Origin of the sequence: Allobosea sp. 2KB_26, assembly GCF_052115715.1 — a bacterium.
In the GTDB taxonomy this organism is placed as follows: domain Bacteria; phylum Pseudomonadota; class Alphaproteobacteria; order Rhizobiales; family Beijerinckiaceae; genus Allobosea.
Window position 1 is genome coordinate 159,433 of record NZ_JBFRHE010000004.1, and the last position, 19,055, is coordinate 178,487.

A 19,055-nucleotide genomic window follows, 5' to 3' on the forward strand; every position below is an offset into this window, starting at 1 on the left:
GCGAGATGGGTATCGATCTTCCGATCATCTGGGCGGTGATCATCGGCTTCGGCCTGATGATGTATGTGATCATGGACGGTTTCGACCTCGGCATCGGGATCCTGTTCCCCTTCGTGAAGGGGCGGGAGGATCGCGACACCATGGTCAACACGGTGGCGCCGGTCTGGGATGGCAATGAAACCTGGCTGGTGCTGGGCGGCGCAGCGCTGATGGCCGCCTTCCCGCTCGCCTATGCCGTGATCCTCAGCGCGCTTTATCTTCCGCTCGTCCTGATGCTGGCCGGGCTGATCTGGCGCGGCGTCGCCTTCGAGTTCCGCTTCAAGGCCGACGAGGCGCACAAGCCGTTCTGGGACAAGGCCTTTGCCTGGGGGTCCTACATCGCCACCTATTTCCAGGGCGTGTCGCTGGGCGCCTTCATCAATGGCTTTGTGGTGCGCGACGGCGCCTTTGCCGGCGGCGCGCTCGATTGGCTGACACCGTTCAGCCTGTTCACCGGACTTGGTCTCCTGGTGGCCTATGCGCTGCTGGGCAGCACCTGGCTGATCATGAAGACGGAGGAACAGCTGCAGCAGCGCATGATCGCGCTCGCCCGCCCGATCGTCATCGCCCTGCTCGTCGCCATCGTGCTTGTCAGCCTGTGGACGCCATGGCTGCACCAGCGCGTGGCGGAGCGCTGGTTCACGTTGCCGAACCTGTTCTTCTTCGCGCCGGTCCCCATCCTGGTCTTCGCGACGGCCGCGCTGATCCTGTCGGTGCTGAAGCGGCCGGCGACGCATGCCGCCCCCTTCCTGCTCTCGCTGGTGCTGCTCTTCCTCGGCTATAGCGGCCTTGCGATCAGCCTCTGGCCCAACATCATCCCGCCCGACATCTCGATCCGCGCGGCAGCGGCTCCGCCGCAGAGCCTGGGCTTCACGCTGGTCGGGGCGCTCTTCATCATCCCGATCATCCTCGCCTATACCGCGTGGTCCTATTACGTGTTCCGCGGCAAGGTCAGGGCGGGGGAGGGCTATCACTGATGGCGCCGGTCACAGCCCCTCGCAAGCCCTGGCTCAGCCGCTTCGGCTGGCTCGTCCTGATCTGGGCCGCAAGCGTGCTGACGCTCGGCATCGTTGCCCTCGGCTTCCGTCTTCTGATGAAAGCCGCCGGGCTGTCGCTCTGAGAGAGCCGCGGAGGCGCGAGAGCCATGGCACCGTCAGAGCGAGGTGTTCAGCCCCGCCTCGACCTCGGTCGGGTCGAAATCATAGCGCCGCGAGCAGAATTCGCAGGTGACGGCGAGCGTGCCGTCATCGGCGACCATGGCCCGGCGGTCCTCGGCGGAAAAGCCGCGCAGCATGCCGAGCACGCGCTCGCGCGAGCAGCGGCAGGATTCATGCACGATCACCGGCTCGAAGACGCGTGCGCCACGCTCGTGGAACAGGCGATAGAGCAGCCGCTCGCTTTCCAGCATCGGGTCGAGCAACTCGTGGTCCTCGACCGTCTCGACCAGCGAGCGGGCCTCGGCCCAGGCATCGTCGGCGATCCCGTCGGGGTGGTCGCTGGCCAGGATCTCGTGCCCCTGCGGGGCATCGCCCGGATGGATGTCGGCGGCGCGTAGCCGGTCGGGCGAGGTCGGCATGAACTGCACGATCAGCCCGCCAGCTCGCCATTGCCGTCCCGCGCCTGTGACGACGCTGCCGACGCCGAGCCGCACCCGGCTCGGAATCTGTTCGGACTGCTTGAAGTACTGATGCGCCGCGTCTTCGAGGCTCTGATGTTCGAGCGCGACCACGCCCTGATAGCGCGTCGACTGCGAGCCCTGATCGACCGTCAGGCCGAGATGGCCCTTGCCGAGCAGATCGCCCGTGCTCAACGTGCCCTCAGCGACCGCCTGCTGTAGCCGCGCCTCGTCGTAATGCGCGACGGCGCGATAATTGTCGGGCGCGTTGAAATCGACCACCAGCATGGAGATCGGCCCGTCGCTCTTGGTCTGGAGCTGGAAACGGCCTTCGAATTTAAGTGCGGTGCCGAGCAGAACGGTAAGCGCGGCTGCTTCGCCAAGGACGCGCGAGACCGGCTCCGGATAGTTGTGACGCTCGAGGACTGTGTCGATCGAGGCGCCGAGCCGTACGACCCGGCCGCGAATGTCGAGGTCCGGGACCGTGAACGGCACGACCCGATCGTCTAGCGCCGCCGTCTCCGAGGGGGTGTCAGCGACGGCCATCAGGCTGCGACGCCGCCAAAGCACCAGGCCAGGATGCCCTTTTGCGCATGCAGCCGGTTCTCGGCTTCGTCGAAGACGGCCGATTGCGGGCCGTCCATGACCGCATCGGTGACTTCCTCGCCGCGGCTCGCCGGCAGGCAGTGCATGAAGATCGCATCCTTTTCGGCGCGACCGAGCAGGCGCTCGTCGACCTGGTAGGGGCGCAGCAGATTGTGGCGCGTGCCTTCCTCGTCCCCCATCGAGACCCAGCAATCGGTGATGACGCAATCTGCGCCCTCGACCGCGGCTTCGGGCCGGCTGGTCAGCCGGATCTTGGCGCCCTGCTTGCGAGCCCAGTCGATCAGGGCCGGCGGGGGCGACAGCTCTTCCGGCGTCGCGATCGCAAGCTCGAAATCGAGCCGCCCGGCCGCGTGCACCCAGGAGGTCAGGACATTGTTCGTGTCGCCTGTCCAGGCGATGCGCTTGCCGGTGATCGGCCCCCTGCGCTCCTCGAAGGTCATGACGTCGGCCATGACCTGGCAGGGATGCTGGCGCTTGGTCAGCCCGTTGATGACCGGCACGGTGGCATATTTCGCCATCTCGACCACGGAATCATGGTCGAGCATGCGGATCATGATGGCGTCGACATAGCGCGACAGCACGCGGGCGGTATCGGCAATGGTTTCGCGCTCGCCGAGCTCGATCTCCTGCCCCGTCACCATCATCGGCGAGCCGCCAAGCTCACGGATGCCGACGTCGAAGGAGACGCGGGTCCGCAAGGAAGGCTGTTCGAAGATCATGGCGATGACCTTGCCTTCGAGCAGGCGGTCGGAGGCTGCCGCCGGCGTGCGGCGGCGGGCCTTCATCTCCTCGCCTGCGCGCAGGATGGCGCGGAGCTGGTCGCTGGAGAAATCGGAAAGATCGAGGAAATGGCGCATCGTCGGCGCTACCTTCAAAAAACGTGCCGTGGGCGGAGGGTTCGTTATTCGGCCGCCGGTCGCTTCAGGGTGGCCTCGACCGCTTGCGCAGCCCTTTCGAGCCGCACGATCGCCTCGGCGGCATCGGCCTCGGTGATGATCAGCGGCGGCAGCAGGCGCACGACATTGTCGCCGGCCGCGACGACCAACAGTCCGGCCGCACGCGCCTCGACCACGAAATCGGTGTTCGGCGTGTTGAGCTTCAGGCCGATCATCAGCCCCTCGCCGCGGATCTCCGAGATCACGTCGGGATGGTGATCCCTGAGCTGGGCCAGCGACTGCCGCAGGCGCAGGCTTATTTGCTGGACGTGATCGAGGAAGCCCGGTGCCAGCACGACATCGAGTACGGCATTGCCCACCGCCATGGCGAGCGGATTGCCGCCGAACGTCGTGCCATGCGTGCCGAGCGTCATGCCCGAAGCCGCTTCCTCGGTGGCGAGGCAAGCGCCCATCGGGAAGCCGCCGCCAATGCCCTTGGCGATTGCCATGATGTCGGGCGCGACGCCCGAGAGCTCATAGGAGAAGAACTTGCCGGTGCGCCCGACGCCGGTCTGGATCTCGTCGAAGATCAACATCAGGCCATGCGTGTCGCAGAGCTCGCGGAGCAGCTTGAGGAAGCGCACGGGCGCGGAGCGCAGGCCGCCCTCGCCCTGGATCGGCTCGATCATCAGCGCAGCCGTCTCGGGCCCGATCGCGGCCTTCAGCGCGGCCACGTCGTCGAACGGCACCTGGTCGAAGCCGTCGACCTTCGGGCCGAAGCCGTCGATATATTTCTGCTGGCCGCCGGCAGCGATGGTCGCAAGCGTACGACCATGGAAGGCGCCCTCGAAGGTGATGATGCGATAGCGCTCGGGATGGCCCTTCGCAGCATGGTACTTGCGCGCCATCTTGATGGCGCACTCATTGGCCTCGGCGCCGGAATTGGTGAAGAACGCCCGTTCCGCGAAGGTCGCCTCGCAGAGCCGCCGGGCCAGCCGTTCTCCTTCCGGCATGCTGTAGAGGTTTGAGGTGTGCCAGATGCGCGAGGCTTGCTCGGTCAGCGCCTGGATCAGATGCGGGTGCGCATGGCCGAGCGCATTGACGGCGATGCCTGCGCCGAAATCGAGATAGCGCTGGCCGTCCGATGCGACCACCCAGGCGCCTTCGCCGCGCTCGAGCGCGATCGGCGCGCGAGCATAGGTCGGCAACAGCACGGACTGGGAGGGATTAACGGGAGCAGGGGTCATGACAGGCGATCCTCACGGAAGGGCGAATGAGAACGGGTGGGCGCTGGATGGAAGAACGGAGTCGCGGGGCAAGAATTGGCAGCCCTCTGCGACCCGCCGGCGACATTATCGTCGCAGCCAGTTCCCGACGTCTCGTCGCGCCGTCATCCGCATCACCAAGAAGACCTTGATCCGTCAAAAACATAAGCGCCGCCCGTGGAGGGCGGCTAGGTAGGCGAGACTATGCAAAACCGGTCCCCCGCTGTCAATTCCGCGCCGTAAGGTCAGTTGCTCCGCAGGTGGGGGCTTGACCCGCGATCCGCGAATGGCTGGGGAAAAACCAATTTCCGATTCGGGGACTCTTGTGGCCGAGTCCCGGCATCTTGTATGGTCCGCTTTGTCAGATACGACATCTCGTGCGGCGTCTCCTGTACCGTCAATTCCGGGTGTAACGGCCTCCGTTTAGCAACGGGAGCTGCCGGTTTCGGATTCCGCCCACGATCGGCCCATAGGCCGGTTCCGTGAAGGAACTGGCCCGATGAGACAGGTGAAGCCATGAACGACGTCGGAGCATGGACGGACGAACGCGTCGAGCTTCTCAAGAAGCTCTGGAGCGACGGACTGAGCGCCAGCCAGATTGCGGGCGAACTCGGCAACGTCACGCGTAATGCCGTGATCGGCAAGGTGCACCGGCTTGGTCTTTCCGGGCGAGCCAAGAGCCCGGCCGCTTCGTCGACGCCGCGCCCCCGCAAGGCGCCGACCCGCGCGCCGAGCCATCCTGTCGGCGGCAATGCCGGCATGACCCGTGGCGCCAATGCGCTCGCGCCGCAATATGAGCCCGAGGTCGAGGTCGAGGCACAACAGGCGCCGGCTTTGCCTGAGGACGTCGTGGTGCCGTTCTCCGATCGGGTCACCATCATGGACCTGCGCGAATATATGTGCCGCTGGCCGATGGGCGACCCGACCACGGCGGAATTCCGCTTCTGCGGCGGCCGTTCGCAGACCGGCATGCCCTATTGCAGCTACCACGCCCGGATTGCCTATCAGCCCGCGGCCGATCGCCGTCGCGACCGCAAGGTCGTGCGCGCCTGAGCCAAGGCTCCTTGGATCTGAAATCGAAGCCGGCCCGCAAGGCCGGCTTTTTCATTAGGGCCCGCGGGAGCGGAGCGGGTGATCCCGACTTTACGGTCGCTTAACCCAGTTTGCGTCGCTCGAGGCGCTTGCTCCAGCGTGAGAGCGCGTAGCAGATCAGCCAATAGATCGCCCCGGCAAAGGCATAGGCCTCCATGTTCATCCCGACCCAGTTGGGGTCGGCAAGCGAGGCCTGGGCGATGCCGAGCAGGTCGAGGATCGAGACGACGAGCACGAGCGTCGTGTTCTTGATCAGCGCTATGAATTCGTTGGTCATCGCCGGCAGGGAAATCCGCAAGGCCTGCGGCAGAACGATCAGCCCGGTCGTCTTCCAATAGGTCAGTCCCAGCGCGGTTGCGGCCTCGCGCTGGCCGGAGGGAAGCGCCTGCAATCCGCCGCGGACGGCTTCGGCCATATAGGCGGCGATGACGAGGCCGAGCCCGATCACGGCGCGCGCCAGGCGGTCGATGCCCGTGCCGCTCGGCAGGATCAGCGGCAGCAGCAGCGAGGCGAGGAAGATGACCGCGATGATCGGCACGCCGCGCCAGAACTCGATGAACAGCACGCTGATCAGCCGCACCACCTTGAGCTGCGACTGTCGTCCAAGCGCGAGCAGGATGCCGAGCGGGATCGCGATCAGGCTGGAATAGACCGAGATGAAGAGCGTCAGCATCAGCCCGCCCCACTCGCGCGTCTCGACCGGGCGCAGACCAAACCCGCCGGCAAGCAGCCAGACGCCGAGCGGTGGCAGGATGATCAGCGCGAGGATCGCGAGCCGGATCCGCATGGATTTCGGCGAGAGATAGAGGCCGAGCCCAGAGAGTGCGAAGATCGCTCCGGTGAGATCGGCCCGCCAGCGCTCGTCGACGGGATAGAGCCCATACATGAACTGGCCGAAGCGGGCCCGGATGAAGACCCAGCAGGCACCGCTGCCGGTGCAGTCATTGCGCGTGGTGCCGGACCAGGTTGCGTCGATCAGCGCCCAGCGGATCAGCGGGACCGCGACCCAGGCGATGCCGAGTGCGAGGACCACTGTAAGGGCGGCGGTTGCCGGCGTGCCGAACAGCCTCTGGCGCCAGAGCGGAAAGGTCGCTGCGCTCATCGTGTCACCAGCGCGATCCTGGCATTGTACCAGTTCATGAAGGCAGAGACGGCAAGCCCGATGACCAGATAGACCGCAAGCGTCATGGCGATGATTTCGATCGCCTGCCCGGTATTGTTCAGCGCAGAGCCCATGAACAAACTGACGATGTCGGGATAGGCAATGGCCGCACCGAAGGACGAGTTCTTCAGCACGTTGAGATATTGGTTGGTCATCGGCGGCACGATCACGCGCAGCGCCTGCGGAATGACGACAAGTCGCAGGATCTGGCCGGGACGCAGGCCGAGCGCCGCAGACGCCTCGCTCTGGCCATGCGGCACGGCCTGGATGCCGCCGCGCACGATCTCGGCGATGAAGCCCGCCGTATAGGTGACGAGGGCCGCCAGCAGCGCGACGAATTCGGGGATCACGACGAAGCCGCCGCGGTAATTGAAGCCGCGCAGCACCGGCACGTCCCAGCGCACGGCGAGCCCGGCCCAGGTGAAGGCCAGAGCGGGCACGATCAGGACGAACAGGATGCCGAGCATGAGCACGGGCGCATCGCGGCCGGTCTCCTCCTTGCGCCGGCGTGCCCAGCGCATCACCAGCCACTGTATGAGCCAGGACAGGAGCATGATCGCCAATGCCCAGCGGAAGGGCGCCGGCGAGTCGGGCAGCGGCATCGTCAGGCCGCGATTATTGAGGAAGGCGACGCCGAATAGGCTCAGCGAGGCGCGTGGCGCCGGCAGGGCCGCGATCACGCCGAAATACCAGAACAGGACGAAGAACAGCAGCGGGATATTGCGGACGAACTCGATATAGGCACCGGCAATCGTCGAGAGCAGCCAGTGCGAGGACAACCGCGCGATGCCGATGATGAAGCCGAGCACGGTGGCGAGCGCGATCGCGATCACCGTGACGAGCATCGTGTTGGCGATGCCGACCCAGAACAGCGCGAGGATGTTGTCCTGCTGGGTGTAGCCGGTCAGGACGAAGGGAACCTCGATCCCCGAAGTGCGCCAGAGAAAGTCGAAGCCCGACGCGATGCCGGCCTTGACCATGTTCTCCGAGGCGTTGCGCACGAACCAGACGGTCGCGCCGACGAGCCCAAGCACGAGCGCGACCTGATAGAACAGGTCGCGCACCCGCTTGTCGTTGATGAAGGACAGAACGCTGGCCACGGTTGCCGCCTCTTAGACAAGTGGCGAAGGAGGGGCCTCATTCCTTGCGGAGCGTAGCGCAGGCCCGGAAACCATCGAAAGGCGCTGCGCGCTGCGATGGCTTCCGGAGCTGTACGGCTTCGCCGCCTGCCCGGAATAACGCCCGGTTTCTCGAAGCACCGTCAGGCGCCCGATGCCGTGGTTCTCACTGGAAAGGCGGCGTGAACAGCAAGCCGCCCTTGGTCCAGAGCTGGTTCTGGCCACGCTCGAGCTTCAGCGGCGAGCCCATGCCGACCGAGCGCTCATAGCTCTCGCCATAATTGCCGACCTGCTTGATGGCCTTGTACATCCAGTCGTCCGGCAGGCCCATCATCGCGCCGAAACCGCCTTCGACGCCAAGCAGGCGGCGGACTTCCGAGTTCTTCGAATTGGCCTTCATCTCGTCGACATTGGCCGAGGTGACGCCGAGCGCTTCGGCGGCGATGGTGCCATTCAGCACCCAGCGCACGATCAGCTGCCAGCGCTCGTCGCCATAGCGCGTTACCGGCCCCTGGGGATCGTTCGAGATCGGCTGGGTCAGGATGATGTGCTCGTCGGGGACCTTGAGTTTGGCGCGCTGGCCGGCGAGCGCGCCGACGCCGGCGGTATAGGCGTCGCAGCGGCCGGCATCATAGGCGGCGATGGCGTCGTCGTTCTTCTGGAAATTGGTGATCGTGACCTTGAGGTTGCGCTCGCGGAACCAGTCGGCCGCGTTCTTCTCCTCGGTCGAGCCGGCTGCGACGCAGACCGAGGCGCCGTCGAGATCGGCCGCCGTCTTGGCATTGGTCGACTTGCGGACGATGAAGGTCTGGCCTTCGTAGAAATTGATGCCCTGGAAGTTCAGGCCCAAGGTCGCGTTGCGCGAGAAGGTGATGGTCGAGTTGCGCGAGAGCAGGTCGACCTGGCCCGATTGCAGGATCGGCCAGCGCTGCTGAACCGAGGTCGGCGTGAACTTCACCTTGGTGGCATCGCCCAGCACGGCCGCAGCCAGTGCCTTGCAGTAATCGACATCGAGCCCCGTCCACTCGCCCTTGTCATTGGCGAAGGAGAAACCGGGCAGGCCGAGATGCACGCCGCATTCGAGATGCCCGCGGGCCTTCACGGCATCCAGCGTCGGACTTGGCGCCAGCTGTTGCGCACTGGCGGAGGTGGCCGCCGCTGCGAGGGCGGCTGCGGCCCCCAGGATCATCATCTTCGTCATCGTCGTTCCCCCGAAGCCTGGGCGGCTTTCTGCATGGTGGCGTGACTATGCAACAGCTGAGCCGCGAAGGGGAGTGGGTGGATTTCGAATCCCGGATGCGATGTCGAGCGGAAGCCAGGCTCGCGGCGCCGTCATCGGTGCATCACTGCGCCGTCATGATGGCTTGCACGAATCCGTCTTCGACATAGGTGACGCTGCCATCCGGCAATCCGAGGATGCGGTCGATGGCGATGCCTTGGAAACGCAGCTGCTGATCGAGCGCATCGATCGCCGCCGGAGCGTCCGGGGTTCCCGATGCCGAGATGGCCCGGGCCATGGCGTCGCGACTGGTGGCACTGAGATGCAGCACGATCTCGGCTGCGATTCCGGCATCGGGCACCTTGAACACGCCTTCGGCCTTCCCCGCCGCGATGATGCGGGTGAGCACCGGCACCGCGAGCGGGATCACGGTTGCGTTGATGCGGTGATAGAGCACGATGTTCTCGGGCTTGAAGAGGACATCGAATGTCGCCCTCAACCGGGGGGCATCCTCGAGCTTGATTTGCCGGGCGCGCGCCAGAAAACCGTTCAATCGTGCGAGCGGTGCGAGATCGGGTGCCTCCGTCACATCCTCGAGGCGCTCGACCGAGGCCTGTGCAAGCCGCGTCGCCAACGCTGTGAGCAAATCCTCCTTGGCGGTGAAGTGGTGATAGAACCCGCCCTTCGAGATGCCGGCGCGCGCAATCACGTCGTTGATCGTCGTGCGCTCGTAGCCGCGTTCGAAGAACAGCGCCTGGGCGCAGTCGAGCAGTTCGTTCCTGCGATCATCGGGGTGTTTCACCACGCGGGGCATGTCGGTTCGGTCTCTCCAACTTGACGACCGACCGTCGGTCTGTAAGATGACCGACCGTCGGTCTGTAACCTTAGCGCCTGGATCGGTGCCGGAGCAATGAAAAATCGCGTCGCGCCGTGCTGCTGTTGCCGCCTCCTCCTGGGAGGGATGCCTTGAAGCTCGTTCGTCGTCTGCTCGTCCTGGCCGCGCTCGCCGTCGCGGCTGCGACTTACTGGTCCTTCACCCGGCCGGCGCAGGTTTCCACCGTGCTGGCGAAGCGTGGCGACGCGGCGGCCATCGTCTATGCGACGGGCGTCGTCGAGCCTCGGACCTGGGCCAAGGTGACCCCGCTCATCCGCGAACGCATCGTCGAACTCTGCAACTGCGAAGGCATCCGGGTCGAAGAGGGGCAGATTCTGGCCAGGCTGGACAGGGCCCAGGCCGAGGCGACGCTGGCCGAATTGAAGGCGCGCCACGCCCTCGCCTCGACGGAGCTTGAGCGGCTTTCGACGCTTGTCGAGCGCAAGGTTGTCACCCAGCAGGCGCTCGATCGCGCCCGCAGCGAAATCGGCCAGGCCGCGGCGCTTGTCGCAGGCCAGACCGCCCGGCTGGAGAATTACCTGCTCCGCGCGCCGATGCGTGGCACTGTCCTGCGCCGCGACGGCGAGGTTGGCGAGATCGCTGAGCCCGGCACGGTGCTGTTCTGGATTGGCGAGGCGAAGCCGCTGCGCATCGTCGCCGAGGTGAACGAGGAGGACATTCCCCAGGTCAAGGTCGGCCAAAAGGTCTTGCTGACGGCCGATGCCTTCCCGGGCCGGAGGCTTGAAGCCACGGTCGACAGTATTACGCCCAAGGGCGATCCGATCGCGAAGAATTATCGTGTCTACCTGGCTTTGCCGGACGAGACCCCCCTGATGATCGGCATGACCGTCGAAATCAATGTCATCGTACGGGTATCGCAGAACGCCCTGCTCCTGCCGAACAATGCCGTGCACGACAATGCGGTATTCGTCGTCGAGGGCGATGTTGTGCGCCGGCGCGAGCTGACGATCGGTATCCGCGGTACGGCCGAGATGGAGGTCCTCTCGGGGGTGCCGGATACGGCCCGCGTCGTTGCCCCCTATCCCGAACGTCTCAGTGACGGCGCTCGCGTCAGGGTTCAGGGAGGGTGAGGCCATGCGGCTGATCCTCGATCTTGCCTTGACGCATATCCTCGGACGCGGTCGGCAGACTCTCGTTGCCGTGCTCGGCGTGGCGCTCGGGGTCGGCTTCTCCATCGCCATGGCAGCCCTGATGCAGGGGGGCGAGGACGATTTCGTCGCGAGGCTCGTCGACACCATGCCGCATGTCGCCATCACCGACGAACGGCGCACCGCGCGCCAGCAACCGGCGCAGGACCAGTTCGCATCGGTTCAGATCGCCGGGCTGAGACCCAAGGACGATCGTCGCGGCATCCTCAACCCGACCGAAGCGACGGCACTGCTGAGAGCCTGGGTTCCCGGCCGGATGGCATCGAGCCTGAAGACGCAAGGGGTGGTGCGCTATGCCGGGCGCGATGTCGGCATCGGCATCATCGGCATCGAGCCGCAGGCCGAAATGCGCGTCTCCTCGATCGCCAGGGATTTCCGCCAGGGGAGCTTCACCTCGCTGATCGCCGGGGGCAACAACATCGTCGTCGGCGACCGCCTGGCCCAGCGTCTCGGTGCCGAGCTCGGAACAACCGTGACGGTGGTCTCCTCCACCGGCCAGACCCGTGCCTTCAAGATCGTCGGCCTGTTCCATACCGGAACGACCGCGCGCGACGAGGGAGAGGGCTATGTCCTGCTCAAGAATGCACAGATCCTGAGCGAGCGGCCGAACGCGATCAGCGAGATCCGGCTGAAGCTCGACGATCCCGCGTCCGCTCCTCAGGTGGCGCGGCGCGCCGAGGCGCTGATCGGCTACAAGGCGGTCGCCTGGCAGGAGGCGAACGAGTCGCTGCTCGAGGCTTTGGTGATCCGCAATGTCATCATGTACACCGTCGTCGGCGCTATCCTGTTGGTGGCCGGCTTCGGCATCTTCAACATCATCTCGACCATCACCCATGAGAAGGCGCGCGACATCGCCATCCTGAAGTCGCTTGGCTTCACGGAAGCAGACATGCGCCGTCTGTTCCTCCTGGAGGGGCTTGTGCTCGGGGCCGGAGGTTCGCTGATCGGCTGGGCGGTCGGCTTTGGCCTGTGCTTCACGCTCTCGCTCGTTCGCTTCGAACTCTCAGGGGCGTCGGTGGTGCAGGAGATCACGCGGCTGCCGCTGGCCTGGAGCATCTGGCATTACCTGATTGCGGCCGGATTCGCCCTGGTTTCCGCGGGGATAGCCGGCTATCTACCGGCGCGGCAGGCGGCGCGGCTCAACCCGGTCGAGATTATCCGGGGGGCGACATGACGGCGCTGATCGAAGCAGCCGGTCTGACCCGCGTGCTCCCGGCGGCCGTGCCCGTGACCCTGGTGCAGGACATATCGCTGACAATAGGCGAGGGGGAATTCGTCGCCATCACCGGACCGTCCGGCTCGGGCAAATCCTCGCTGCTCTACCTGCTGGGCTTGCTCGACCGGCCGACAGCTGGCCTTCTCCGGATCGGCGGCCGCGACACCGAAGGGCTCGGCGAACGGGAGAAGGCGCGAATCAGGCTGGAGACGCTCGGATTCGTCTTTCAGTTCCATTTCCTGCTGCCGGAGTTCACCGTGCGCGAGAATATCGAGATCCCGATGCGCCGGCTCGGGCGCCTCTCGACCGGGGCCATGCGCGAGCGCTCGACGCAGTTGCTCGAGGCGCTTGGCCTTGCCGGGCATCTCGATAAGCGGCCAGAACAGCTCTCCGGCGGGCAGCGCCAGCGTGTCGCCGTGGCGCGCGCGCTCGCCAACGATCCGCCGCTCGTCCTTGCCGACGAGCCGACCGGCAGCCTCGACAGCAAGAACTCGGAGCAGGTCTTCGCGATTCTGGACGCGCTGGTGCGTGAGCGCGGCAAGACCGTGATCGCGGTGACGCATGACCTGGAGATGGCGGCGCGGATCGGACGGCGCATCCATCTCGTCGATGGCCGGGTGACCGAGGACGAAACCCCGACGGAGGGCTGAGCCGCCGCCCGCGCGAGCGCCTCAGGTGCCGAACACCGTGTTCAGCTGGCTGCCGACCATGATGAAGGTGGTGCGCTTGGGCATCTCCTTGAGCCGCACGGCGCCGATATAGGTCATCGCCGAGCGCACGCCGCCCATCAGTTCCTGCATCGTGCCCTCGACCGGGCCGCGATAGGGCACCTCGACGGTCTTGCCTTCCGAGGCGCGGTATTTGGCGACGCCGCCGGAATAGCGCTTCATCGCCGTGTCCGAGGACATGCCGTAGAAGGTCATCGCGACCGGGACCTTCTTGCCGTCGTGCTCCTCGTAGCGGATCTTGCCCTCGCATTCGTCATGCCCGGCGAGCATGCCGCCCAGCATGACGAAATCGGCACCGCCGCCATAGGCCTTGGCGAGATCGCCCGGCACGGTGCAGCCGCCATCCCCGCAGACCAGGCCCTTCAGGCCATGCGCCGCATCGGAACATTCGATGATGGCGGAGAGCTGCGGATAGCCGACGCCGGTCATCTTGCGGGTGGTGCAGACCGAGCCGGGGCCGATGCCGACTTTGACGATGTCGGCGCCGGCAAGAAGCAGCGCTTCCGTCATGTCGCCGGTCACGACATTGCCGGCCATGATCGCCGCATGCGGGAAGGCTTCGCGGGTCGCCTTGACGGTGTCGACGAATTTCTCGGTGTAGCCATTGGCGACATCGAGGCAGATCTTGCTGATCGGCGCCTTGGAATGGACGTGCTTCAGCTTCTCGTGATCGGTCTCGGTGGTGCCCAGCGAATAGAAGGCGTTGGCCGATTCCTTCTCCTTGAAGAAGGCGATCAGATCGTCGGCATCGTAGTGCTTGTGCAGGGCCACCATCGCGCCGTGCTTCAGCAAGGCGCGCGCCATGCCCATGGTGCCGACCACATCCATGTTGGCGGCGATCAACGGAAAGCCGGTCCAGTCTTTGCCGGTATGGGCGAAGCGGAACGTGCGGTTGACGTCGACATGGGCGCGGCTGCCCAGCGTCGACCGCTTGGGCCGGATCAGCACGTCCCGGAAGTCGAGCTTGGGATCGTTCTCGATACGCATGATGGAAGCCTCGGCTGCTTTTGGCGCGAAATTCGGGCGCACGCGCTGAGGAGGCGTGCCGGGACTCATAGCCGGTTCGGGACCCTGGACGCAAATGGCGTGGTGCGGTCGTTAGCGGCAACACTTTAGCAGTTGCTAAAATAATTCTGGACAGCTTCGCCCGCCAAAGATACTTAAGCGTATGCTTCACCAACCGGCGCAACTCGACTTGATGTTCCAGGCCCTGGCGGATCCGACCCGCCGGCTGATGGTGGAGCGCCTGTGCGATGGGCCGGCATCCGTGAGCGAGCTTGCCGCGCCGCTGGCGATGACATTGTCCGCCGTCGTGCAGCATCTCGCCGTGCTCGAGGAAAGCGGCCTCGTCCGCTCGCAGAAGCAGGGCCGGGTCCGGACCTGCCATGTTGAGACGCAAGCCCTGCGCGCCGCCGAACGCTGGATCAGCGAGCGCCGGATGCTGTGGGAGCGGCGCTTCGATCGCCTGGGCGCCTATCTCGCAGAAAATCCGGACGAGCCGGATGACGGAAGCCCGGCATCGAGCAGAGGAGCACGGGATGACAGATCATAGTGTCACGCACGCCACCTTCACCATCGAGCGCGTCTATGACGCCTCCGCTGCCCGCGTTTTCGCGGCCTGGGCCAATCCGGCGATCAAGCGCCGCTGGTTCGCCTGCCATGACGACTGGGCGGCCGGCGCACACACGCTCGACTTCTCGGTCGGCGGCCAGGAGCATTCGACGACCCGGGATTCCGACGGCGTCGACCATGTCTATGACGCGGTCTACCAGGATATCGTGCCCGGCAGCCGCATCGTCTACGCCTATGCGATGCGCTTGGCCGAGCGGCGTATATCGGTGTCGCTGGCGACCGTTCTGTTCAGGTCTGAAGGTGCGCAAATGCGGCTTGTCTTTACCGAGCAGGCTGCCTTCCTTGACGGTTACGACCGTCCGGAGGAACGGGAACACGGCACCCGCATCGGCCTCGACAATCTCGCCCGCGAATTGCAGCGCCAGTCCGCCGCTGCCTGATGTCTCACGGAGGCTCGACCATGTCCCTGACGCTGCATTTCCACCCACTGTCCTCGTTCTGCCAGAAGGTGGTGATCGCGCTCTATGAGAACGGCACACCCTTCACGCCAAAGCTTGTCGACCTGGGTGATCCGGATCAGCGCATGGCTCTGCTGCAGCTCTGGCCGATGGGCCGGTTCCCGCTGCTGCAGGATGAAGCGCGGGGCCGCATCGTGCCTGAGTCCAGCATCATCATCGACTATCTCGACCAGACCTATCCGGGGGCCCTCCGGCTGATCCCTGACGATGCCGGACACGCGCTCGAAACCCGGCTGCAGGACCGCTTCTTCGACATTTATCTCAATGAGACCATGCAGAAGATCGTCGGTGACCGCATCAGGCCGGCCGACGGCAAGGATCCGACCGGCGTCGAACAGGCAAAGAAACGGCTCCAGACGGCCTATGACGTGCTCGAGCATACGCTGGCCGGACGGCGCTGGGCCGCAGGGGATGCTTTCACCATGGCTGACTGCGCTGCCGCGCCGGCGCTCTATTATTCCGAGCTCGTGCTCCCGTTCCGCGACACGCACAAGGCCGTCGCAGCCTATTTCGACCGGCTGCTGGAGCGCCCGTCCTATATGCGCGTGCTGCGAGAGGCCGCGCCCTACCTGCATATGTTTCCACGCGGCTAGCGGCTATCGCGAACATCCCTTGCATCATGACTGCACACTGTGCCGCTCGCGATGAAGCATGCCATCAGCTTGCGTCGGCGAGCGCCTCCGCCGCCTTGCGCGCGACCACGGCGTCATAGGCGGCCCGCAGGCGCGTGCCGACGCTGAGCCAGCCGGGATTTGCGCGTCGCGGATTGGGCTGGCCGAGATGGCTTTCGCGCAGTTCGTCCATGAACTCTTCCCAGAGGGCGGGCCCGCCCTCGGCCAGCAGTTCGGCGCGGATCGAGAGTTCCTCGCTGACCGGCAGGAATTTCAGCCCCCAGCACGACATTTGGGCCAGCGCCGGCAGGAGCCCGATGCCCTTCTCCGTCAGGCTGTAGGTCACCTTCTGCTTGTGGCTGGGGTCGTCGCTCCTGGTGATGATGCCCTGGTCGAGCAGCGTTTTCAGCCGGTCGGCCAGGATGTTGGACGAGATGCCCTCCTTGGAATGCAGCAGCAATTCCCGGAAGTGCCGACGGTTGCCGAACATCATGTCGCGAATGATGAGCAAGCTCCATTTGTCGCCGACCACCTCGAGGGTGAGGTTGATCGGACAGCCCGAGCGAGGATCGTCGGTCATACGCAGTCTCCCGAAAGCCTGCTTTCAAACACCGCTTGCATTATGAGATCAGTTTCCCTAGCTTACAACCAGTTGCAAAAAGCAACTGGTTTTGATTTGGAGACGAATATGTCTGACCGCACCGTCACTCACGCCAGCTTCGTCATTGAACGCGATTATGCCGCTTCCCCCTCCCGGGTCTTCGCAGCCTTTGCCGATCCGGCGCAGAAGCGCCGCTGGTTTGCCGAGGGTGAAGGCTGGAGCATCGAGCGCTTCGATGTCGATTTTCGGATCGGGGGCTCCGAGCGCAGCAGCTTCCGCTATCAGGGCGGACCGCCGATCAGCAACGACACGACCTTTCAGGATATCGTGCCCGATCGCCGTATCGTCTCCGCCTACACCATGACGATCGCAGGCGAGCCGATTTCCGCGTCGCTGGCGACGGTCGAGCTCATTCCGGTCGGATCGGGCACCCGCCTCGTCTATACCGAACAGGCTGCCTTCCTCGACGGCAAGGATGAGGTATCCATGCGGGAGGCCGGCTCCCGCGAGTTGCTTGAGAGTTTGGCTCAGGAGCTCGAGCGTACCGCGGCGGTGGTCTGATCCTCGTGCCCGCCATAGAGGTCGAATGCCTGGAGAGGAGGCGCAATTCCTCCTCCCAGTGCCTTGCTGGGAGTCAGGCCACCAGGCTCTTCGCCAGCATGCAGTGCACGCCCTTGGAGCCGTTGACGGTCTGGGTCACACGCAGGTCAGCCGCGAGGCTGCACAGCATATAGGCCTCCTCCCGCGTCAGTTTGGTGCGTTCGCAGATCAGGACGATCATCTCGCGCAGCGCCTTCTGGGCGCAGATGTCGAGATCCGGGTCGATGCCCATGGTGATGTGATGCGTCGGCGTCTCGGCGCGCGGCGTGGTGAAGCTCAAGTCCTCGCGCAGGATGAACTCGAAGGTGCCTTCCAGGGCGGTCTCGATCGCGGTGACGCAAACCTCGCCGTCGCCCTGGGCGCCATGGCCATCACCGCAGGAGAACAGCCCACCTTCGACGAAGACGGGGAGATAGAGCGTCGACCCCGGCCCCAGTTCCTTGTTGTCGAGATTGCCGCCGAAGGCGCGCGGTACCAGCGAACTCTGCCGGCCCCAATGCGCGGGCGGAGCCACGCCCATCACGCCGAAGAACGGCGCGAGCGGCAGCTCCATGCCCCAGGGCAGATGCGCAAGATTCCTTTCGGCGTCGAGCCCGATATGGACAAGCTTATAGGTGTCGAACTCTTCCGGCAGGGTGCCGGCGAGAGGTCTGATGAACGTGTAGCCCCAATCGGTTCGGAGCTTGACCTCGCGGATGCGCACCTCGAGGACATGGCCGGGCCTTGCTCCTCTCACCGCGACCGGACCGGTGAGGATATGGCCCGGCATCGGGCGCTCGACCTTCGCGTGAATCTCGTGAGTTTCGGGCAGAACATGGAAACCCGATTTCGGCTGCTCCCCCGTGCCGCCGTTGATCGTGCGGATGGTGACGCTGTCGCCGCTCGCGATCGTCAGAACGGGCGGCAAGGCAGCATCGAAGAAGCCCCAGTGGCAGGTCTTCGGTCCGGCATCGAGCTGGTGGTGGATCACGAGGGCATCCTGTAGCGGGCGCGAAGATCAGGCGGGAGGGGCAAGCGGCCGGGCGTTCTTGCGCATCGTGTAGAGCGTTGCCCCGATCACGAAGGTGGCGCCGATCCAGGTGGTGAGCGCCGGAATCTCTGAGAAAAAGACGAAGCCGGTGAAGCTCGCCAGCAGCAGGCGCGTGAAATCCAGCGGAGCGAGCGCGGCCGCCTCCCCGACCTGATAGGCGCGCGTGATCAGCCATTGGCCTGCCGTGCCAAACAGGCTGAGCAGGATCAGCGAGAGCCACTGCTCGGCGGTCGGCTGGACCCAGAAGATCCAGGTCGGCACGGCGAGCACGATGATCAGCACGATGCCCTGGTAGATCAGGATCGTGTCGGTCCGCTCCGTCGCCGCCAGCTTGCGCACGCTGATGGTGATGCCCGCCCCGAGAAACGCGCCTGCGACAGACATCAGCGCGTAGATGTTCAGCCCCTGCGCCGATGGATTGAGCATGATGATGACGCCGATGAAGCCGATGATGGTCGCGACCCAGCGGCGGCCATCGACCTTCTCCTTCAGCAGCAGCACCGCGGCGATGGTGACGAACAGAACCTGGCTGAATCCGATCGCGGTCGCCTGAGCCAGCGGAATGTAGATGATGGCGCTGAAGCCGCAGAGCATCGAGGCGAGCGTGATCAACCCGCGGAAGACCTGCAGTCCCAGACGCGAGGTCCGCATCATGGCTGGCAGCTGGTTGGCTGCGAAGGCGATGATGATGACGCTCATGATCACCTGTCGGATCAGCAGCGTCTGGACCAGCGGAACGGCTGAGCCGATATGCTTGATCAGCCCGACCATCACCGCATAGACCAGCATCGCCGACAGCATATAGACCGAACCGCGCAGGTTCGATGTCGAGCCGCGCCACCAATGTGTCAGCCGGTGCCGGCGGCCGGCGAGCCAGCCGGAAGGGCCGGGTTCGATCACGCCGGGAATGGCGGCGAGCACGATCGGCGGAGCCTCGTCGCGTCTGGATTCGGGAGGTTCGGAATCCTCGGGCGATGCGTGCCGTAACGGCGTCGGCAGCTCGCCGACACCGTCGTCAGAACCCGAGCCGCGCCGCTGCTCGGAAAGCCGGTCTTCGCTCATCGCCCGAACCATTGGCCGAGCGCGATCGCGCCCCCGGCTCTTCACATCGCACATGCCCTGAAACCATCGATGATCTTCGACGC

At 65.2% G+C, this 19,055-nt stretch carries 21 protein-coding genes; 10 read left to right on the top strand and 11 right to left on the bottom strand.

Going from position 1 to position 19,055, the window contains the following annotated elements; translation table 11 throughout:
• Positions 1-5 precede the first annotated feature (5 nt).
• On the top strand, positions 6-1,016 hold the full coding sequence (gene cydB, locus AB4099_RS14205; RefSeq protein WP_441478537.1) for a cytochrome d ubiquinol oxidase subunit II: 1,011 nt from the start codon (positions 6-8) through the stop codon (positions 1,014-1,016).
• Positions 1,016-1,159 carry a DUF2474 domain-containing protein gene (locus AB4099_RS14210; RefSeq protein ID WP_441478538.1) on the top strand — a complete coding sequence of 48 codons (144 nt, stop codon included), beginning with the start codon at positions 1,016-1,018 and terminating at the stop codon, positions 1,157-1,159. The genes cydB and AB4099_RS14210 overlap by 1 nt, the downstream gene beginning before the upstream one ends.
• A 33-nt stretch (positions 1,160-1,192) precedes the next feature.
• On the opposite strand, the gene AB4099_RS14215 is transcribed toward AB4099_RS14210, so the two are convergent.
• From AB4099_RS14215 to AB4099_RS14225, 3 genes are read right to left on the bottom strand one after another with little or no spacing between them, the layout of a single operon-like run.
• On the bottom strand, positions 1,193-2,200 hold the full coding sequence (locus tag AB4099_RS14215; protein ID WP_441478539.1) for an Hsp33 family molecular chaperone: 1,008 nt from the start codon (positions 2,198-2,200) through the stop codon (positions 1,193-1,195).
• Complete coding sequence (gene argF / locus AB4099_RS14220) at positions 2,200-3,117, bottom strand: ornithine carbamoyltransferase (protein WP_113516795.1); 918 nt, start codon at positions 3,115-3,117, stop codon at positions 2,200-2,202. The genes AB4099_RS14215 and argF overlap by 1 nt, the downstream gene beginning before the upstream one ends.
• Before the next feature lie 44 nt (positions 3,118-3,161).
• Entirely contained in the window at positions 3,162-4,382 is a 1,221-nt protein-coding gene (locus tag AB4099_RS14225; protein ID WP_441478540.1) for an aspartate aminotransferase family protein, read from the bottom strand.
• Between the two features lie 534 nt (positions 4,383-4,916).
• Between AB4099_RS14225 and AB4099_RS14230 the strand changes: the two genes are divergently transcribed.
• Positions 4,917-5,453: a GcrA family cell cycle regulator gene (locus tag AB4099_RS14230; RefSeq protein WP_113516797.1), complete on the top strand. Its 537-nt coding sequence runs from the start codon at positions 4,917-4,919 to the stop codon at positions 5,451-5,453.
• Between the two features lie 100 nt (positions 5,454-5,553).
• Here AB4099_RS14230 and AB4099_RS14235 read toward each other — a convergent pair whose 3' ends face one another.
• From AB4099_RS14235 to AB4099_RS14250, 4 genes are all read right to left on the bottom strand, one after another.
• Positions 5,554-6,594, bottom strand: coding sequence for an amino acid ABC transporter permease (locus AB4099_RS14235; protein WP_441478541.1), 1,041 nt, complete (start codon positions 6,592-6,594; stop codon positions 5,554-5,556).
• Positions 6,591-7,754, bottom strand: coding sequence for an amino acid ABC transporter permease (locus tag AB4099_RS14240; protein ID WP_441478542.1), 1,164 nt, complete (start codon positions 7,752-7,754; stop codon positions 6,591-6,593). Before AB4099_RS14240 ends, AB4099_RS14235 begins: the two co-directional genes overlap by 4 nt.
• Before the next feature lie 184 nt (positions 7,755-7,938).
• Positions 7,939-8,973, bottom strand: a complete 1,035-nt coding sequence (locus AB4099_RS14245) for an amino acid ABC transporter substrate-binding protein (RefSeq protein WP_441478543.1) — start codon at positions 8,971-8,973, stop codon at positions 7,939-7,941.
• Positions 8,974-9,115: 142 nt separating this feature from the next.
• Positions 9,116-9,805 (bottom strand): TetR/AcrR family transcriptional regulator, encoded by a 690-nt coding sequence (locus tag AB4099_RS14250; protein ID WP_441478544.1) that lies wholly within the window; start codon positions 9,803-9,805, stop codon positions 9,116-9,118.
• A gap of 152 nt (positions 9,806-9,957) precedes the next feature.
• Between AB4099_RS14250 and AB4099_RS14255 the strand changes: the two genes are divergently transcribed.
• The 3 genes from AB4099_RS14255 to AB4099_RS14265 are packed head-to-tail and all read left to right on the top strand — an operon-like array spanning position 9,958 to position 12,900.
• Positions 9,958-10,956: an efflux RND transporter periplasmic adaptor subunit gene (locus AB4099_RS14255; protein ID WP_441478545.1), complete on the top strand. Its 999-nt coding sequence runs from the start codon at positions 9,958-9,960 to the stop codon at positions 10,954-10,956.
• 4 nt (positions 10,957-10,960) lie between these two features.
• A complete protein-coding gene (locus tag AB4099_RS14260; RefSeq protein ID WP_441478546.1) occupies positions 10,961-12,208 on the top strand; it encodes an ABC transporter permease in 1,248 nt (415 codons plus the stop codon).
• Positions 12,205-12,900, top strand: a complete 696-nt coding sequence (locus AB4099_RS14265) for an ABC transporter ATP-binding protein (protein WP_441478547.1) — start codon at positions 12,205-12,207, stop codon at positions 12,898-12,900. Before AB4099_RS14260 ends, AB4099_RS14265 begins: the two co-directional genes overlap by 4 nt.
• Before the next feature lie 21 nt (positions 12,901-12,921).
• Here AB4099_RS14265 and AB4099_RS14270 read toward each other — a convergent pair whose 3' ends face one another.
• Positions 12,922-13,965 carry a GMP reductase gene (locus tag AB4099_RS14270; RefSeq protein WP_441478548.1) on the bottom strand — a complete coding sequence of 348 codons (1,044 nt, stop codon included), beginning with the start codon at positions 13,963-13,965 and terminating at the stop codon, positions 12,922-12,924.
• 181 nt (positions 13,966-14,146) lie between these two features.
• Here AB4099_RS14270 and AB4099_RS14275 point away from each other — a divergent pair, with 181 nt between their 5' ends.
• Genes AB4099_RS14275 through AB4099_RS14285 form a run of 3 tightly spaced genes read left to right on the top strand, consistent with a single transcriptional unit; the run spans position 14,147 to position 15,661 of the window.
• A complete protein-coding gene (locus tag AB4099_RS14275) occupies positions 14,147-14,530 on the top strand; it encodes an ArsR/SmtB family transcription factor (RefSeq protein WP_113516804.1) in 384 nt (127 codons plus the stop codon).
• Positions 14,517-14,990 (top strand): SRPBCC family protein, encoded by a 474-nt coding sequence (locus AB4099_RS14280; RefSeq protein ID WP_441478549.1) that lies wholly within the window; start codon positions 14,517-14,519, stop codon positions 14,988-14,990. Before AB4099_RS14275 ends, AB4099_RS14280 begins: the two co-directional genes overlap by 14 nt.
• A 20-nt stretch (positions 14,991-15,010) precedes the next feature.
• On the top strand, positions 15,011-15,661 hold the full coding sequence (locus AB4099_RS14285) for a glutathione S-transferase family protein (RefSeq protein WP_441478550.1): 651 nt from the start codon (positions 15,011-15,013) through the stop codon (positions 15,659-15,661).
• A 64-nt stretch (positions 15,662-15,725) separates the two neighbouring features.
• Here AB4099_RS14285 and AB4099_RS14290 read toward each other — a convergent pair whose 3' ends face one another.
• Positions 15,726-16,259: a winged helix-turn-helix transcriptional regulator gene (locus AB4099_RS14290; protein WP_441478551.1), complete on the bottom strand. Its 534-nt coding sequence runs from the start codon at positions 16,257-16,259 to the stop codon at positions 15,726-15,728.
• A 108-nt stretch (positions 16,260-16,367) separates the two neighbouring features.
• On the opposite strand from AB4099_RS14290, the gene AB4099_RS14295 reads away from it, so the two are divergent.
• A complete protein-coding gene (locus AB4099_RS14295) occupies positions 16,368-16,841 on the top strand; it encodes an SRPBCC family protein (protein ID WP_441478552.1) in 474 nt (157 codons plus the stop codon).
• Between the two features lie 73 nt (positions 16,842-16,914).
• Here AB4099_RS14295 and AB4099_RS14300 read toward each other — a convergent pair whose 3' ends face one another.
• Together AB4099_RS14300 and AB4099_RS14305 are read right to left on the bottom strand one after the other, a co-directional pair.
• Positions 16,915-17,850: an acetamidase/formamidase family protein gene (locus AB4099_RS14300; RefSeq protein ID WP_441478553.1), complete on the bottom strand. Its 936-nt coding sequence runs from the start codon at positions 17,848-17,850 to the stop codon at positions 16,915-16,917.
• A 27-nt stretch (positions 17,851-17,877) separates the two neighbouring features.
• The gene (locus AB4099_RS14305; RefSeq protein ID WP_441478554.1) at positions 17,878-18,972 is read right to left on the bottom strand and encodes a DMT family transporter; all 1,095 of its coding nucleotides are present in this window, start codon (positions 18,970-18,972) and stop codon (positions 17,878-17,880) included.
• Between the last annotated feature and the right edge of the window lie 83 nt (positions 18,973-19,055).

What these genes read in the sequence shown, in the direction of transcription:
- AB4099_RS14290 (WP_441478551.1), bottom strand. Translation starts at nt 16,259, where the DNA reads ATGACCGACGATCCTCGCTCGGGCTGTCCGATCAACCTCACCCTCGAG.
- AB4099_RS14305 (WP_441478554.1), bottom strand. Translation starts at nt 18,972, where the DNA reads ATGAGCGAAGACCGGCTTTCCGAGCAGCGGCGCGGCTCGGGTTCTGAC.
- argF (WP_113516795.1), bottom strand. Translation starts at nt 3,117, where the DNA reads ATGCGCCATTTCCTCGATCTTTCCGATTTCTCCAGCGACCAGCTCCGC.
- AB4099_RS14275 (WP_113516804.1), top strand. Translation starts at nt 14,147, where the DNA reads ATGCTTCACCAACCGGCGCAACTCGACTTGATGTTCCAGGCCCTGGCG.
- AB4099_RS14225 (WP_441478540.1), bottom strand. Translation starts at nt 4,382, where the DNA reads ATGACCCCTGCTCCCGTTAATCCCTCCCAGTCCGTGCTGTTGCCGACC.
- AB4099_RS14235 (WP_441478541.1), bottom strand. Translation starts at nt 6,594, where the DNA reads ATGAGCGCAGCGACCTTTCCGCTCTGGCGCCAGAGGCTGTTCGGCACG.
- AB4099_RS14285 (WP_441478550.1), top strand. Translation starts at nt 15,011, where the DNA reads ATGTCCCTGACGCTGCATTTCCACCCACTGTCCTCGTTCTGCCAGAAG.
- AB4099_RS14230 (WP_113516797.1), top strand. Translation starts at nt 4,917, where the DNA reads ATGAACGACGTCGGAGCATGGACGGACGAACGCGTCGAGCTTCTCAAG.
- AB4099_RS14250 (WP_441478544.1), bottom strand. Translation starts at nt 9,805, where the DNA reads ATGCCCCGCGTGGTGAAACACCCCGATGATCGCAGGAACGAACTGCTC.
- AB4099_RS14210 (WP_441478538.1), top strand. Translation starts at nt 1,016, where the DNA reads ATGGCGCCGGTCACAGCCCCTCGCAAGCCCTGGCTCAGCCGCTTCGGC.
- AB4099_RS14260 (WP_441478546.1), top strand. Translation starts at nt 10,961, where the DNA reads ATGCGGCTGATCCTCGATCTTGCCTTGACGCATATCCTCGGACGCGGT.
- AB4099_RS14245 (WP_441478543.1), bottom strand. Translation starts at nt 8,973, where the DNA reads ATGACGAAGATGATGATCCTGGGGGCCGCAGCCGCCCTCGCAGCGGCG.
- AB4099_RS14280 (WP_441478549.1), top strand. Translation starts at nt 14,517, where the DNA reads ATGACAGATCATAGTGTCACGCACGCCACCTTCACCATCGAGCGCGTC.
- AB4099_RS14215 (WP_441478539.1), bottom strand. Translation starts at nt 2,200, where the DNA reads ATGGCCGTCGCTGACACCCCCTCGGAGACGGCGGCGCTAGACGATCGG.
- AB4099_RS14295 (WP_441478552.1), top strand. Translation starts at nt 16,368, where the DNA reads ATGTCTGACCGCACCGTCACTCACGCCAGCTTCGTCATTGAACGCGAT.
- cydB (WP_441478537.1), top strand. Translation starts at nt 6, where the DNA reads ATGGGTATCGATCTTCCGATCATCTGGGCGGTGATCATCGGCTTCGGC.
- AB4099_RS14270 (WP_441478548.1), bottom strand. Translation starts at nt 13,965, where the DNA reads ATGCGTATCGAGAACGATCCCAAGCTCGACTTCCGGGACGTGCTGATC.
- AB4099_RS14265 (WP_441478547.1), top strand. Translation starts at nt 12,205, where the DNA reads ATGACGGCGCTGATCGAAGCAGCCGGTCTGACCCGCGTGCTCCCGGCG.